This is a genomic window from Treponema saccharophilum DSM 2985, from assembly GCF_000255555.1.
GTDB lineage: Bacteria > Spirochaetota > Spirochaetia > Treponematales > Treponemataceae > Treponema_D > Treponema_D saccharophilum.
Genome location: NZ_AGRW01000055.1, coordinates 159804 through 175663, shown reverse-complemented (window position 1 = coordinate 175663; position 15860 = coordinate 159804). Strand labels below are relative to the sequence as shown.

Annotated in this window: 11 protein-coding genes; 5 read left to right on the top strand and 6 right to left on the bottom strand. The window is 46.7% G+C overall.

The annotated features are described in order from the left end of the window. Positions 1-181 precede the first annotated feature (181 nt). On the bottom strand, positions 182-955 hold the full coding sequence (locus TRESADRAFT_RS14625) for an SDR family oxidoreductase (protein WP_002706750.1): 774 nt from the start codon (positions 953-955) through the stop codon (positions 182-184). A 265-nt stretch (positions 956-1220) separates the two neighbouring features. Here TRESADRAFT_RS14625 and TRESADRAFT_RS14620 point away from each other — a divergent pair, with 265 nt between their 5' ends. From TRESADRAFT_RS14620 to TRESADRAFT_RS14600, 5 genes are all read left to right on the top strand, one after another. Next, a complete protein-coding gene (locus TRESADRAFT_RS14620) occupies positions 1221-2351 on the top strand; it encodes an NAD(P) transhydrogenase subunit alpha (protein ID WP_002706749.1) in 1131 nt (376 codons plus the stop codon). 86 nt (positions 2352-2437) lie between these two features. Then, entirely contained in the window at positions 2438-2731 is a 294-nt protein-coding gene (locus TRESADRAFT_RS14615; protein ID WP_002706748.1) for an NAD(P) transhydrogenase subunit alpha part 2, read from the top strand. Positions 2732-2749: 18 nt separating this feature from the next. Further along, positions 2750-4198: an NAD(P)(+) transhydrogenase (Re/Si-specific) subunit beta gene (locus TRESADRAFT_RS14610; RefSeq protein ID WP_002706747.1), complete on the top strand. Its 1449-nt coding sequence runs from the start codon at positions 2750-2752 to the stop codon at positions 4196-4198. A 236-nt stretch (positions 4199-4434) separates the two neighbouring features. Then, positions 4435-4875, top strand: a complete 441-nt coding sequence (locus tag TRESADRAFT_RS14605) for a PBECR4 domain-containing protein (protein WP_002706745.1) — start codon at positions 4435-4437, stop codon at positions 4873-4875. Positions 4876-4993: 118 nt separating this feature from the next. Further along, entirely contained in the window at positions 4994-7522 is a 2529-nt protein-coding gene (locus TRESADRAFT_RS14600; protein ID WP_002706743.1) for a competence protein CoiA family protein, read from the top strand. A 135-nt stretch (positions 7523-7657) separates the two neighbouring features. On the opposite strand, the gene TRESADRAFT_RS16650 is transcribed toward TRESADRAFT_RS14600, so the two are convergent. The 5 genes from TRESADRAFT_RS16650 to TRESADRAFT_RS14575 form a co-directional block, all read right to left on the bottom strand. Next, positions 7658-9400, bottom strand: a complete 1743-nt coding sequence (locus TRESADRAFT_RS16650; protein WP_002706741.1) for an ABC transporter ATP-binding protein — start codon at positions 9398-9400, stop codon at positions 7658-7660. A 140-nt stretch (positions 9401-9540) separates the two neighbouring features. Then, positions 9541-11343, bottom strand: a complete 1803-nt coding sequence (locus TRESADRAFT_RS14590) for an ABC transporter ATP-binding protein (protein ID WP_002706739.1) — start codon at positions 11341-11343, stop codon at positions 9541-9543. A 33-nt stretch (positions 11344-11376) separates the two neighbouring features. Beyond that, positions 11377-12591, bottom strand: a complete 1215-nt coding sequence (locus TRESADRAFT_RS14585; protein WP_002706737.1) for a DUF1302 family protein — start codon at positions 12589-12591, stop codon at positions 11377-11379. A 17-nt stretch (positions 12592-12608) separates the two neighbouring features. Next, positions 12609-13409, bottom strand: coding sequence for an outer membrane lipoprotein-sorting protein (locus TRESADRAFT_RS14580; protein WP_002706736.1), 801 nt, complete (start codon positions 13407-13409; stop codon positions 12609-12611). A 71-nt stretch (positions 13410-13480) separates the two neighbouring features. Next, positions 13481-15856, bottom strand: coding sequence for an efflux RND transporter permease subunit (locus tag TRESADRAFT_RS14575; RefSeq protein WP_002706734.1), 2376 nt, complete (start codon positions 15854-15856; stop codon positions 13481-13483). Positions 15857-15860 lie beyond the last annotated feature (4 nt).

Sequence of the window (15860 nt, the reverse complement as noted above, 5' to 3'; positions counted from 1 at the left end):
GCGCAAAAAAATAAACCTGTTCGGAAAACTCAGTTTCAGAACAGGTTACCTAAAAATGCGATGCTCAAAACGTGCCATTTGCGCGCTTTTGAACTCGTCGACCTGAGCGATAAACGAAGTTATCGAACAGGTCTAATCAGCGCCGAAAGAATTCAGCCAAAAACGACAAACGCGTTCCGCCTTACATCGCAGTGTAGCCGCCGTCGACGGGAAGTATGACGCCCGTCACGTAGCCGGACGCGGGGCTTGAAAGGAAAATCGCGGCGGTATCAAGCTCGCCCTCGTTTCCGTACCTCGAAAGCGGAATCATCGTGCGCGCGTTCTGCTGGAAGAAATCGGAGTCGAGCGTCTCCTTCGTAAGCGGGCTGTAGAAATAGCCCGGGCAAATCGCGTTCACGTTGATGTTGTATTTTCCCCATTCGGAAGCAAGCCCGCGCGTAAGGTTCACGACGCCGCCCTTCGCCGCGTGGTACGGGGAACACGGCGCGACTTTGTTCCCGACAAGGCCGTACATCGACGCGATGTTTATGATGCGGCCGTATTTCGCGGGAATCATCGCCTTTTTTGCGACGGCGCGAGCCATCTTGAACGTTCCGCCGAGGTCAACATTCAGCTCGCCGTTGAACTGGTCGTCTGTTATATCCTCGGCAGGAGCGACGGCTCCCGTTCCGGCGTTGTTTATGAGTATGTCTATTCTGCCGAATTTCGCGACAATCGCATCGACGGCTTCATTCACGCGCTCCGTGTTCGTTATGTCGCACTGGACGGCAAGCGTTTCGACGCCGAACTCGTCGGCAATCTCCTTCGCGACGGCTTCAATCAATTCCTTGCGGCGGGCAATCGCGACTATTTTTGCGCCCTGATTCGCCAGCGCCTTCGCCATCTGAACGCCAAGACCAGTCGAGCATCCCGTAACGACGGCAACCTGCCCCTTCAAATCGAAATACGATTTCATAAAAGCCTCCTGTTTTTGCCATTTTCCCGCCCCGGAAATCAGCCTCCGGAGCAGGTCTTTTGAAAATCGCCTTGAATTTTAGCACGGTATTCCGATTCTGAGAAGATGTTAGCTATAACTAACAATTATAACTGAAAAAAAATGTCGGAACTATTCAAAACATGTCGTTTTTTTTACGAAGAAGCGCAATTCTATTGCTTTCCTTATTGTAAAAATTTTGCCTACCTCTAAAATAGGGGGCACCATTCTTAAAGGAGTAGAAACTATGAAGAAAGTTTTGGTCTGCAAGGAAAAAGACGAGCGCGAGACACGCGTTGCGCTGATTCCTGACGACGTGAAAAAACTCGTGTCGATGGGATTCGAGTTCAAGGTTGTCTCTGGTGCGGGCGTAAAAAGCGGTTTTTCCGACGAGGCGTACACGAAAGCCGGTGCGACTATCGTTGCAAAGGAAGAGGACGCTTATGCCGATTCCGAAATCGTCGTGCGCATTATGAAGCCCGAATCCGTTTCGGGGATGAAGGCAGGAACCCTCCATCTCAGCTACATGGATCCGTTCAACGAGAAGGACCTTCTCAACGATTTCGCGAAAGCCGGAATTCAGGCGGTCTCTCTTGAGATGATTCCCCGCACTACCCTCGCCCAGAAGATGGATGTCCAGTCATCGCAGACTTCTTTGGCAGGATACGTCGCTGTCGTCAATGCGGCTGCAAAACTTCCGAAAATTCTTCCGATGATGGTCACTCCGGCGGGAACAATCAACCCGGCGCGCGTTTTCATTATTGGTGTCGGCGTCGCAGGTCTTCAGGCAATCGCTACGGCAAAACGCCTTGGCGCGCGCGTTGACGCATTCGACACGCGCCCCGTCGTCGAGGAGCAGGTAAAATCGCTCGGCGCATCATTCGTCAAAATCGACCTCGGCGAGATGGGACAGACGTCGCAGGGATACGCGAAGGAGCTTACTCCGGAGCAGATTGCGAAGCAGAAGGAAGCTCAGGCAAAAGTCTGCGAGAAGGCGAACATCGTCATCACGACTGCGAAGGTCTTCGGCCGCAAGGCTCCGCGCCTTATCGAAAAAGCTGTCCTCGACCGCATGATGCCCGGCTCAATCGTAGTCGATATGGCTGTTTCGACAGGCGGAAACGTCGAAGGCTCCAAGCTTTTCGAGAATGTCGTCACCGAGAACGGCGTCACGATTATGTCGGGCGACTTGCTCGAGCGCCAGGTTCCGTACGACGCATCGAAGATGTTCTCCGGAAACATCACGGCTTTCCTCACGCACGCCGGTTTCTACAACAAGGAAGCGAAGGAATTCAACGTCAACATGGAAGACGACATCATGAAGGGCTGCCTCCTCACGCAGGGCGGTCAGATTATTCATGAGAGGTTCAAGGCATAAAACGCGCTGTCATTCCGAAAGATTTCGTCGGAATCTCTTGAAAACAGACCCTGAAAAAAGTTCAGGGTGACAAATTGGAGAAAATTATGGACATAATGCTTATTTTCGTTTTTGTAATCGCTGCATTCCTCGGATTGGAGCTGATTGCAAAGGTTCCCTCACAGCTGCACACGCCGTTGATGTCAGGAACGAACGCTATTTCCGGAATCACCGTTGTCGGCGCAATCTCAATCACGGCTGCAGCCGTCAAAATCGGCGGAAAAGTCGGAGCCGTTCTGGGCTTCCTCGCCATCGTTTTCGCGACTATCAACGTCATCGGCGGTTACATGGTCACAGACCGCATGCTTGGTATGTTCAAGAAAAAGGACTCTAAGAAATAAGTCTGGAGGAAGAAAAAAATGAACGACACATTGATAAAAATTCTTTACATGATTTCTTGTATCTTCTTCATCCGCGGCATCAAACTCCTCGGAAAGACTGATACAGCCCGAAAAGGCAACGCGTATTCAGCGGTCGGTATGCTGATTGCGTGCGTGACGGTTCTTATTCAGAAAGACGTCATGAGCGCATTCTCTACGGATGCCGCAACGTGGGGCGGAAACCCGCTTCTTTCAAACGGCTACTGCTGGATTATCGTCGCGGTTTTGATTGGAACTATCATCGGCGCAATCTGGTCCAAGAAAGTCCAGATGACCGGAATGCCGGAATTGGTCGCTTTGTTCAACGGTTTCGGCGGTTTGTCCTCGCTCCTCGTCGCTTTGACGCAGTACATCGCCGCGGCAAAGGGAGATTACTTCTCTGCGGTCTCGCTCGGTCTTACAATCGCAATCGGTGCTGTCGCGTTCACAGGTTCTTTGGTCGCATGGGGCAAATTGAGCGGAAAAATGACGTTCAAGGGTTGGGTCATCCCCGCGAAGAACGCTGTGAACGGAGTTTTGTGCGTTCTCGGTCTTGCTTCAATCGTTGCGTATTCATTCTTCACCGCTGAAAATCCGTTCGGATTCGCTGAAATCGAGAAATGCGGCGTCATCGCCTGCACGGCAATCTTCCTCCTCTTGGGATTCACGATGGTCATCCCGATTGGTGGCGGTGATATGCCGGTTATCATCTCTTTCTTGAACGCTTTGTCCGGTTTGGCTGCGGCATTCGCCGGTTTCGCAATCAACAACACGGTTCTCGTCGTTTCCGGCTGTCTCGTCGGTGCTTCTGGTCTCATCCTCACCTTGATTATGTGTAAGGCTATGAACCGCACATTCGGCTCACTCCTCTTCAAGAGCTTCGGCGGTCAGAAGAAGAAGGGCGCGGCGGGTCCTGCAAAGGAACCGAAGGCAATGTCTGTCGAGGATGCTTACATGATTCTCGAAGCCGCGAAGAACGTCGTGTTCGTTCCGGGATACGGTATGGCTGTTGCTCAGGCTCAGCACGCCGTCAAGGAACTCTGCGACAAGCTTGAGGAAAACGGCGCGGAAGTGAACTTCGCGATTCACCCGGTCGCTGGTCGTATGCCTGGCCACATGAACGTTTTGCTTGCTGAGGCGAATGTTCCGTACGAGCAGCTCAAGACTGCCGACGAGATGAACCCGCAGATGAGCAACGTTGATGTCGCAATCGTCATCGGCGCGAACGACGTCGTAAACCCGGACGCTATCAACGACGAAAGCTCACCACTCTACGGCATGCCGATTGTCAACGCGCACGAGGCTCGCACAGTATTCGTATTGAAGCGCGGAAAGGGTACGGGATTCTCCGGTGTCGAGAACCCGCTCTTCACTAACGACAACACGGTCATGATTTACGGCGACGCGAAGGCTACGGTCAGCGCTCTCGTCAGCGAGTTCAATGAATAGCCGCACTTGATTTTTTGCAGGGGCTTATCGTATATTGATGCAATAAGTCCTTGCCATTCAAGGCGGCAGGCAACTTGAGTGTCTGTTAGGCGAAAGCAGCGTATTGTGTTCAGAAGCAGTATTCTGCCAGCCTCTGAAGGGTTTTCCGTAGACCTCATCTGAACTAGGCGAAAGCCGAACGAAAACGGAACAAAGGCTCTGCGAATGGCGCAGGGCTTTTTTTATGGAGGAAAGATTTGTTTGATATTCTTGCTGCTCAAAATGCCTTTGCAAAATTGCTTGATATTGAATATGAGTTCATTCGTGGGCGGAAAAACAAGAATATTACTTTGAATGTGGAATTTCAGAAGTCACATTTTTTTCACATTGCCGGATTACAGCATTTGACAGATTTGCCACGACTAAAACTCGCAGCGGAAAAAATTTACAATCTTTTGGAATCTGGCGGTATTTCTGCAAGCCACATAGAGTCTTCAAGGAATTATGATTCCATAAAAAAGCGGATTTCTCTTTTGCCGAAGCTGGAGCAGATTTTTGACAGCAACGATACGATTTTCAAATATAATGCGGCATTACAAGCTTTCTCAGTTATTGAAGCAGAATTTCTTCTGAAGAATGAGATAGCGAAAATGCCCATTTTTACTTTTCTTTCAAAAGAAAAGAACGGAAAATCATAGATGGTGGTGGTTGAGCGCAGTCGAAACCAACACAGCGGCAGAATGTGCGCCAGTTTCTCGATTGGGGGCTGGCGTTTTTTGTTTTATAGGTTCTGATTGAAATACAGGGAGGTTGTTTGTGTATATTGCATTTGATAGTAATTTTTCGAGAGTTCATATTGATGATTGTGTGATAAGAGAAAAATATTTCTGTCCATATTGTAAAAGTCCTCTTGTTGTTCGAAAAGGTGATGTACGCCGACACCATTTTGCCCATGAAAAATATGCATTATGCAGCGATTCATGGAGTTATGACCGTATTGCTAATGATTCTGATTGGCATAGAAAATGGCAGGAAAAATTTCCTATAGATAATCAAGAAATCTGTCTAACTTTAGGAGAAATAAAGCATCGTGCTGATGTTATGGTTCTCCGAACAGTATTGGAGTTTCAGCATAGTCCTTTGAGTTCTGAAAAATTTTCAAATCGCAATTCATTTTATTCTGAATTGGGCAACAAAGTAATTTGGGTTTTCGATTATCAAGATGTAAAATTTTCAGTCAATGAAGAGAATGATGATATCAATGTTATTTGGAATCAGCCGAAACATACTTTCGACACTTTTACGGACGCAGATAGATTTGATGGCGTAGAAGTGTATTTTCAGATTTCAGAAAGCGAATTGTGGCGCATAAAAAAAATATCTGAGAAGGGTTTTGAAAATTTTCTTGCAAAAAAGGTGTCTGTTTCTGATTTCTTGGCGAGTTTAAAAGATTCAAACGGAAATTATCCAAATCCTGAACATAAAGATTTAAAACAGAATATAGCATATTTAGATTTTAAGAAAAAATACAATATTACTCTTAACCCTCAACAAGAAAGAGCTGTACAAACTGTAACCGGAGCAAACCTGCTACTTGCTGTACCAGGCAGTGGTAAGACAACAGTTCTTATCGCTCGCATTGGATATATGGTGATTTGCAGGCACATTTCTCCTCTATCAATTTTGGCATTGACTTATACAACGAAAGCGGCCAGTGAAATGAAAAAGCGTGCTGTCGATTTATTTGGTGATATTGTAAAAGGTGTAAGTTTTAAGACAATAAATGCTTTCTCTTATGAAGTACTGAAATATTACGAAAATTCGTCTTTTAGTAAAAAAAAGATGTTCGGCATAATAGACGAAAATGATAGGACAAAGTTGTTACGTGCTATATTCCTCGAAATAAATACTGATAAAGAATTTCCAACGGAAGATGTAATAAAACAGCTTTCGGTCGATATAACACGAATGAAAAACGGCATTGATATTGAATCTATGAAATCGCTAGTTCCAAATTTTAAGCAGATTTATGAACGGTACAACGATAGTTTGAAGAATATAAAAAGAATGGATTTTGATGACCAAATTCGTTATGCCGTCAGTGTTTTGAAAAAGCACCTTGAAATATTGAATTATTGCAAGAATAGATACCCTTATATATGCGTAGATGAGGCTCAGGATACTTCAAAAAAACAGCATGAATTACTGCACTTAATCTCTGGTGACCATATTTTTATGGTAGGTGACGAAGACCAAAGCATTTATTCATTTAGAGGTGCATTTCCTAGAGCATTGACGAATTTTGAAAATATATACCGCAATCCGTATATTTTGCGGATGGAGGTGAATTATCGCTCGAATAGTGAAATTACAGACTTGGCGAATCGGTTCGTCGCAAGAAATTCCATGCGACATAAAAAATCTATTATTTCGAGCAGAGGCAAAGGCGGTAGTGTAAAACTGATTTCGTATAACAATCGTGATGAGGAATATCAAAAAATCTATTCTCGTTTTTGCTGTAATATTAATGAAGACACTGCAATATTGTATCGCGATTCTGATTGTGGAATCTGTCTAATTGCAATGCTTTTTGAGAATAATATTCCGTTTCGATTGCTTCAAAATTCAACGACATTCTTCACGAATAAATTTGTTTCTGATGTTGATAATTTCATAAAACTTGCAACGAATCCGTATGATACGGAAACTTTCTTAAAAATATATTATAAAATTCCTGATGCAAAATACAAAAAAGAAGCTGCGCAGAACATAGCAAAGTACGCTAGAAATACGAGAAAAACAGTCCTTGAGGCTATATGTGGCAGTTATAATCGTAAGGGATATAAATTTGCAGACCACATAGAATATATAGCTCAAATTGCTGACAAACCTGCTGATGTGGTTGAATACATACATGAAATTACAGAAAATAAAGATGAAATGGCTTATAGTGTTTTGAAAAATCTAGCAAACCATATTAAGCATATTTCCGAATTTGGAAATTATCGCACGTTTTTAAAAGATAAAATCAAAGATTGCAGTGAAAATCCCAATAAAGAATCTTTATTAACATTGTCTACGATTCATAGTGCGAAAGGTCTAGAATTCAAGAATGTAATTATACTTGATGTCAACGACCATTTTATTCCGCACGTCGCACCATACGATATTGAGGAAGACGAGGAGAAAAAAGATTTATATCAGGAAGAACGACGCTTGTTCTATGTCGCTATGACCCGTGCAAAAGATAATTTGTATATTGCTCATGTAAAAGAAGAATCCAGCTACTTTGTTAATGAACTAAAAAGAATATCTGGACTTACGGTGAATCAAAAACGACCGTGAGGGTGCTAGTTTCTGAATTTTAGCTAATATTGCCACACGGATTCGATTTTGCTAACGCAAAATCATTGTGATGGGAATATACGCCAGTTCCTTGATTGGGGGCTGGCGTATTTTTTTAATCTTTTCAGGACTTCCCTACACGCTCCACCTGGCTTCTTTTGCCTGCAAGTCGTGCATTTTTACGAAAAGCGAACCTTCTTTTGCTTTCAACTGGCTTGGGCTTCCTTGTTCGGCGACTTTTCCATCTTTCAAGACTACGATTTTGTCCGCGTTTTCTACGGTGCGCATTCGGTGGGCGATGACGAGGACGGTTTTGCCTTTCAAGAGGCGTGAAAGCGCCGACTGCACTTTGCTTTCGTTTTCAACATCAAGGGAGGCGGTGGCTTCGTCCAAAAGTACAATCGGCGCGTTTTTGAGAAGGGCGCGGGCGATTGAGATTCTCTGCCGCTCGCCGCCTGAAAGTTTGGTGCCATTCTCGCCGATTTTTGTGTTGTAGCCGTCGCTAAGTTTCTGCACGAACTCGTCGCAGTTTGCAGCCCGAGCCGCCTGCATGACTTCTTCGTCCGTCGCGCCGTGTTTTCCGAGCCTAATGTTTTCCATAACGGTGTCGTCAAAAAGAACTACGTCCTGAAAGACCATCGAGTAATCTGTCAAAAGCGTTTCTGGTTCGATTGTGTCTATGTCGATTCCGCCCACGGTGATTTTTCCGCTGTCCGCGTCCCAAAGTCGTGCTGCAAGCCGTGCGCAGGTTGATTTTCCGCTTCCGCTTTCTCCAACGAGAGCGGTGACTTCGCCTTCCTTTGCGGTGAACGAAACGCCGTCCAGAACTTTTCCGTCGGAATAGGAGAATGAAACATTGTCAAAAACGATGTTGTGACCGGCTGGCTTGAATTCACTTTTTCCGCCGGCAGTTTTTGTGTCGTAGATTTCCATGAGACGCTCGGCCGACACTTCCGACATGAACACTTCCGCAATCAGGGCAAGGCTCTGGTCAAAAGGAGCGTACACTCGCGTAATCACGAGCAGGAACATGAAGAGCGTCATAAAATCAACTTGCCCGGAAAGGATGAGATTCGCGCCTGTGAGAATCGTCGTGGCGACACCGAGACGCATGATGACGCTCGCCGCGTTCACGAAGATTCCTGTGGCAAGCTCGCCAGAAATCAGCGTCTTTTCCTGAAAATCAATCGTCCTGTCCACTTCTGAAAGGAATTTTTCTTCCTGGTTTGTCGCGTGGATTTCCCGGAGATTTTCGATTGTTTCCTGCATGGTGTCGGAGACGGCAAGGCTCGCTTTTTTTGTTTTTTCAGCATTCCGCTTTGCCATTTTTCGAGAGCCAAACAAAAGTGCAAACGCAACCGGAACTCCCCAGAGGCATGAAATCATAAGCCGCCAGTCAAAAACGGCAAGCATGACCGCAACAATCGCAGTCGAAACATAGGAGCCGTAGAGATAGCCTAAGACGTGCGACCAGACATGCTCCATGCGGTTCACGTCGCTCATAATCGTCTCTGTCAAATCCGCCAAATCACGCTTTCCGAAAAACGAAAGGGGCAGCTTTCGGAGCCGCTCGGCAATCCCGATTCTCATGTCCTTGATTTCGTCGTAAACCAGGCCGTAAGTCGAACGGTACTGCTGAATGTGCGTCAAAAGCGAGAGGACGACGAATCCCAGAATCAGCGCAAGGAAAAATGCCGGTTTTGGAAGAGCTTCGCCACCTGTATGGGCTTTCATAAATCCTTCCATCAGAAAATAGAGGATTCCCATTCCGCCCATGACGACAAGGTTCACGATAATCGTCCAGAACATCCCTCTTTTTGTGTTTGAAACGCCTTTGTCTGAAAGCGCGTATTTTCTTTTGAATTTTTCCCCGAACATTTTTCTGTCTCCTTTTTAATGGCTATGTCTGTAAAAACGATTGATTTTGATGTTTTTCTTGGTGTCATGCTGAACTTGATTCAGCATCCATGTCTTCAGCGTGCATAGATTCCGAATTAAGTTCGGAATGACACTAGAAGTCAAAATTCTGACAAAGCGTTTTCGATTTTCCATTCTGCGGCTTTGTTGTAGTCCGCCCACATTTTTGCGTAAGTTCCGCCTGCGTTTTTGAGTTCTTCGTGCGTGCCGCTTTCGATTATTTTTCCGCCTGCAAGAACGAGGATTTTGTCTGCCCCAACGACCGTGGAAAGCCGGTGCGCAATCATCACGACGGTTTTTCCTTTGGTCAGCCTTTTTAGAGCCGCATGAATCAGCTCTTCGTTTTCCGGGTCGGCAAATGCCGTTGCTTCGTCAAGAACGACAATAGGCGCGTCCTTCAAGATGGCTCTGGCAAGTGCAATCCGCTGCTGCTCTCCGCCTGAAAGATATGTTCCCTTGCTTCCGATTACGGTGTCGATTCCGTCAGGAAGATTTTTGATGATGTCCTCGCACTGCGCTTCTTTTAACGCCAGAAGCACTTCCTCACGGCTTGCATTTGGCCGGGCAACACGCACGTTTTCGAAAATCGAAGTCTTAAAAAGGCGTGAGTTCTGGAAGACGAACGAAATCTTTTCCATCAAAACTTTCTGGCTGATTTCCTTAACATTCACGCCGCCGATTTTTACTTCACCGCCCTGAACATCCCAAAAGCGCGGGATAAGGCTTGCGAGAGTCGTTTTTCCGCCGCCGCTTTCTCCAACCAAGGCGATAGTCTCGCCGCTCTGGGCTTTGAACGAGACATTTGAAAGGGCTGGACTTTCGCTTCCGTCGTAGGTAAAGGTCACATTCTCGAATTCAATGCTGTTGTCGTTTGGCACTTTCGGGTTTTCGCTCTGTGGCAAAACCGGAGCGTTCATCACCGTGTCAATTCGAGCAAGGGCGGTTTTCGCAAGAAGAGTGCCGCTTGAAGCGAACATGATTCTGGCAAGGGCAGTGGAAATGATTGCGCTGAAGACGGCATAAAAAGCAAAATCCGTCAAAAATTCAGCAAAAGTTCCGCCTGAAAGTGCTTTTGGGGCAATCAGAAGGGCAGCCGGAATCAAAAAAATGAAAACGCCTTCCGTAACGGTCAGGTTCACCGACTGAGGAAGCCGGCAAACTCCGTCTGTGTATTCTTCCGCGCGTTTGCTGTATTTTTCGATTGATTCCTTAAAAGAGCGGAACGAATAAACGGTCTGCTGAAAGACTTTTACGACAGGGATTCCGCGGACGTATTCAGTTCCCGCCTTTGCCATTTCGTCCTGTGCGCCTTGGTAAATCAGCATGAGCTTCGCGTTTTTTCCGCCCATCATCGTGCAGAGCATAAGAATTGAAATCACAACCGAAAGAAGACAGGCTGCTCCCATTTTCCAGTCGAAGACGAACATCAAAACGACTGTGGAAATGAACATTGCCGCCGTTCCGGAGATGTCCGCAAGATTGTGCGCAAGAAGCGTTTCCGTTTCGCTCGCTCCGTTGTCGAGTTTGTTGCGCAAAAGCCCGGAGCCGTTCGAATCGAAAAATCCGAACGAGGTCTTCATCAAATGGGCGATTCCCTGCTTTCTGATGTTCGAGGCAGTCCTGAACGCCGCAAGATGAGTGCACATGAGCGCAAAAAAATAGATGAGGATTCCGCCAGTTGCAGAAGCAAACGCAATCCAGCCGTAGCGGATAATGTCGTGCGCCTCGCCAAAATTCGGAGCCACGCTGATTAAGTCCCGCACGACCAGCCACACAGAGATGAACGGCACCATTCCAGCGACCTGCGCCACAGCCGAAAGAAAAAGCCCGATAATGGTGAGGGCTTTGTAATTTCCCGCATAAGCCAAGAGGCGTGAGAGCGGGGATTTTTGTTTTTGCGACATTTGATTTCCTCCGTAACTGTGTAATTTTGCTTTCTAAAAAACGTACCGCGCTTTGAGGTAAATGCTTGAGTAGTCTTTGTATTTGCCGTAAGTGCCCGTTTCTTTGCCTTCGTTAAAAATGTAGCCGCCGAGTTCAAGAAAAATTGAATCGGAAAAGCTGTATTCGCCAGAAAGTTCGATTGCGCTGTCAAAATCCTTCAGCATAAGAACGCCTGAAGCAGAAAGTTTGAGCGTCTCCGATAAAAGCGATTTTGAAATGCTGAGAGTTGTTCCGTGCTCGAATTTTCTTGTGCGCTCAAGATTTTCTGTTTCGCCAAAAAGACTGTCGCAGAAATACTGTGCGGTGAACGTCCAGCCTTCTCTCATCCAATCAAGACCTGCAAGGGCTGCGAGATTGTTGTGCTCTTCGGTGTTTTCGCCGCCGGAAAGTATTTTTTGCGCAGCGGTTTGAAAATGTCTTTTCGGGAAAAATGCTCCTTCAAGGCGCAGGACAGTTTCGCCAATCGGAATAGCGGCATCTGCGCCAAACATCGCCATTTTTTTGTATTCGGCGTTGATTTCGATTTCTGTCTGCGTTCCGTTTTCGATTTTTGGCGCATAATCCAGAAACGGCATGTCTTCCCAGCCGTAAAAGCCGTAAAGCGAAATGTCGAATCGTGAAAAATAGCCCGAAAGTTTTAGCGCGTATTCAGTGTTTTTTATGTTCTTTTCGGGCAATTCGATAGAAGAAAGTTGCGCTTTTTGCTCTTTTGGCAATTCTGCCGCCGTAAAAATCGGAATGAAATATGCGTCGAGGGAAAGATTTCCTTTGTTGAGCGAAAAACGCACCGAGTCGATTGCAAAATACTCGTCGTCAAAAAGGGCGCGGGTGGAAGAATAATCTTTGGGGCAGAGTACATTCACAATGTCGATTCCGTCCGCCTTTCCCCATGCAGCCTTTTGCCTGCCTGCGCGGAGAGACCAAAAGTCCGTCGTGTAGTCGAGGTAGATTTCTTTTAGTTCTGCATACGTTTTGTTTTCAGTTTCATCGAATCCTGCACGCCCTTCCGCATACGCAGAAGATTTGTTGTAAAAAGCTTCGAATTTTCCGTTCAGGTACGTGTCGCCTAAGACGAAATCCCCGCGGTTTTTCGAGCGAATTGCGCCCGCCCAAAAACTCCCTGCTTCGCCTGAAAACTTCACTTCCTGGGAGGCGAGGGAAAAAATGAAAATGGAAAGATGAAAGATTAAAGATAGAACTTTTTTCATAGTCAGCCTCTTTTATTTCATCGAATTCTTCCTTTTTCCAGTGACGAAACGGTAAAGAGCAAGTCGTCAATGTCGCCGCCGTCGTAAACGATGTTTGCCGACTCGAAAAGCGACCAGGTGCCGCTCTGAACGTTTTGCATCTTCATTTTTTGCGCGGTGGTAAAGCCCTTGATTGTGTTAAAGTCGGAGCAGGTGAGGACGCGGTGAAGCTGGTTTTGTCGGTCGTAAAATTCGCACTTTCTAAGGATAAAATCCGACTTTGCGATGTACGAAATGTAGCGCGGGTCTTTCTGATTTTTGTCTTTTGCAAGGCATTCAACTTTGTAGCAGTCAGTTCCGTCCACGCTTTCCTCGCCGAGAAGATTGTAGTCGTAGTCGCTCAGGCTTCGCTCTCCCATGTCGCGGTAAGTAAAGTCCGTTCCCATAAAGCTTCCGTCGCTTTCCGAGCCGCTTGAAGCGATTCGGCGGGTCTTTTTCATTGCGGGCATGTAAAGCCAGTTGTCCGAGTCCTTCTTTTTTCCGCTTGCGTCCTCTGCATAATCGAACATCAGGTAGCCGGTGCCCGAAACATCTTTTGGCTTAACAAAAATGATGACCTCTTTTTTGACATCTCCGTAATCCTTGCTCTTCATGAGGACTTCGCGGATTCTGTCCGAGCCTTTTTTGGTGTGAATCGTGAGCGTCGCCGTGGAGGACGCTGTTACTGGCTCAGGAACTTCGTCCGCCTTTTTCATAATCTCGTAGCCCGAAAGCGACTGTGCGAAAGAGCTGAGAACTGAAAACTGAAAGATAAAAGCGAATGCGATTGATTTTTTCATTGTGGTGTCTCCTTTTTTACAAACGGATTTGTTCAGGTCTAACGACCTTCACTTTTTTAGAGTGAGTACCGTTAGGTACGAACAAATCCGTTTGTTTTATTTTCTTTTCCGAATGGTTTTGCGATATAAAGCAGCACCGGCGTAATCGTATAGTCCGCAATCAGTGCGCTTCCGAGTCCAACTACCGAAAGCCAGCCGATGTTCACAAGAACGTTCATCGTGCTGGTAAGGAAAATCGCGAACATGGCGCAGAGAATTACCGTGGTCATAATCATCGTTTTTCCGATTTCGCGGTAGGAATTTTCTATTGCGCTCCGGTAATTTCCGGTAAGCTCAAAGTGATATTTGATGTGGTTTGTAAAGTGAATCGTGTCGTCAACGGCGATTCCGAGAATCATCGGCATAATCATTGCGGTAATCATGTCCAAGTTCACGCCAGCGTATCCCATAATTCCGCCAATCAGCACAATCGGAACGACATTCGGAATCATCGCGATAAAGCCCGTCCGAACCGAAGTGAATGCAAGCACGAGCAGCACGAGGATTATAACGAGCGACGTTCCGATTGACTTTATCGAACCGCGCACGAGTTTTCTGTTCATCTGCGCATACTGGACGACTTCGCCCACAACGCCCGCATTTTCTGCGTCCGGGAAAAGCTCTGCCACCCATTTTTTTACGTCTGCAAGATTTTTGACGATTTCTTCTCCGTCGTAGCCTGCAAGCTCAACTTTCAAATATGCCGCACGGAAGTCGTTGCTGATGTAGTCGTACAAATCCGTGCCGCCTGAAATCTCGTAAAGGAACATAATTTGCGTCACTAAATCCTGGTCGTCGGGGATGATGTATGCGTCTTCCCGGTCTTCGTTCAGCGTGCGGTTCATCTCTTTTACGATTTTTGTGACCGAAGAAACGCGCGGTTTTCCGTTTGAGACTTTCGTCTGGCTCAAAGTTCCGATTCGTTCAGCCAAAATGTCCATGTTTTTGAGCACCTGCGGATTCTTAATCGCATCTTCGTCCTTATATTCAATCAGAACTTCGTAGTCGTACTGGCTTCCAAGCTGGCTCCGGGTGATTTCAAGAAGGCGTTTGATGTAAGGCGTTCGCTCTCCCATCATGTCCGAATAATTCATGTTCACTTCGATTTTGAAAATGCCCGGAATCACGGCCGCCATAGCAAGGGCGGTTGCAATAACTGTAATCCACTTTTTGTTGAGGATTGCTTTTCCCATAGATTCAACCCGCAAATCCGCTTTTGTGGCTCCTTGTGTGTTCACGAATGTTGAATCTGGCTCTTTGTCCTTTCCAAAACTGTAGAGCACTGGAAGCAGAATGATGATGTAGGCGAAGACTGCAAAAACTGCCGCCGCCGTAATTCCTCCGACCCACCGCATAGGTTTGATTCCCGCCGCAAGGAAGGAAAGCATTCCCGCCATTGTCGTAATCACCGTAAAGAATAGTGCCCAGCCAGAATCCCGCACGCTCAAGACGATTGACTCTTTTCTTTTTCCAGTTTTCCTAAAGTGCATTTTGAAGCTGTTGATGTAGTGAACTGAATAGCCCACCGCCAGCGCCATAGAAAGAAGCACGGTAATCATCAGCATTGAGTTGTTGCCTTTTATGCCAAGCCAGCCTGAAAAACCAAGCGTCGTCGTGAGCGCGCCCACAGTTGAAATCGACGGCACGACAATGCCGCGTAGCGAGCGGATAAAAACCGTAAGACAGACGAGCATGACGATAAAGCCCGTGAGGATTCGCGTGACAAGCTGATTCATTGTGACGGCTTCTTCCTCGTATTCGGTGTAGCTCATGCCAGCAGGCCGGATTTCCCATTTGTCTGATTTGTACTTTGGGTCGCTGAAAACCTTCATCGCGGGCGGTGCGATTTTTTCCATGGCTTCGGTAAGATTTTCCGAGTACTGTTCAAGATTCACGATGAGCCAGGTTTCTGTGGCGTCGGCACTCACAAGCGTGTTCACAAGGGACTGCCGGCTTAAGATAAAGGACTTTTTCTCTGCAAGCTCGCTAGCATCCGAAGGAACGCCGTCCTCAAAAGGGCTGGTAACTTCAAAGCCTTCTTCCGTGCCGATTGGAAGGGAAAGTTCCATGAGCGACGTTATGCTTTGCGCATAGGGAACATTCTGCAAAAGGTCGTCGCCAAGCTCATCAATCATTTTTAGCACTTCCGGGTCAAAAACATCGTCCGCCTTGATGTGGGCTAATAGGCTGTCAGTCGAGCCAAAAATGTCCTCAAAATGGTCCTGATTTTTCTTCGTCGTCTCCCAGTCGTCAAACCAGTCTTCCTCGCCGTTGTCGAGCGTAAGCCGGCTGAGTCCCAGAGTCCCGACTACGGAAACAACTATCAGGCACAACAGAAAAGCCCAGCGGTGTTTTACTTCAAACCGCCCGAACTTTTCAAACCAGTTGTTGATTCTGGTAACTTTCATGCGC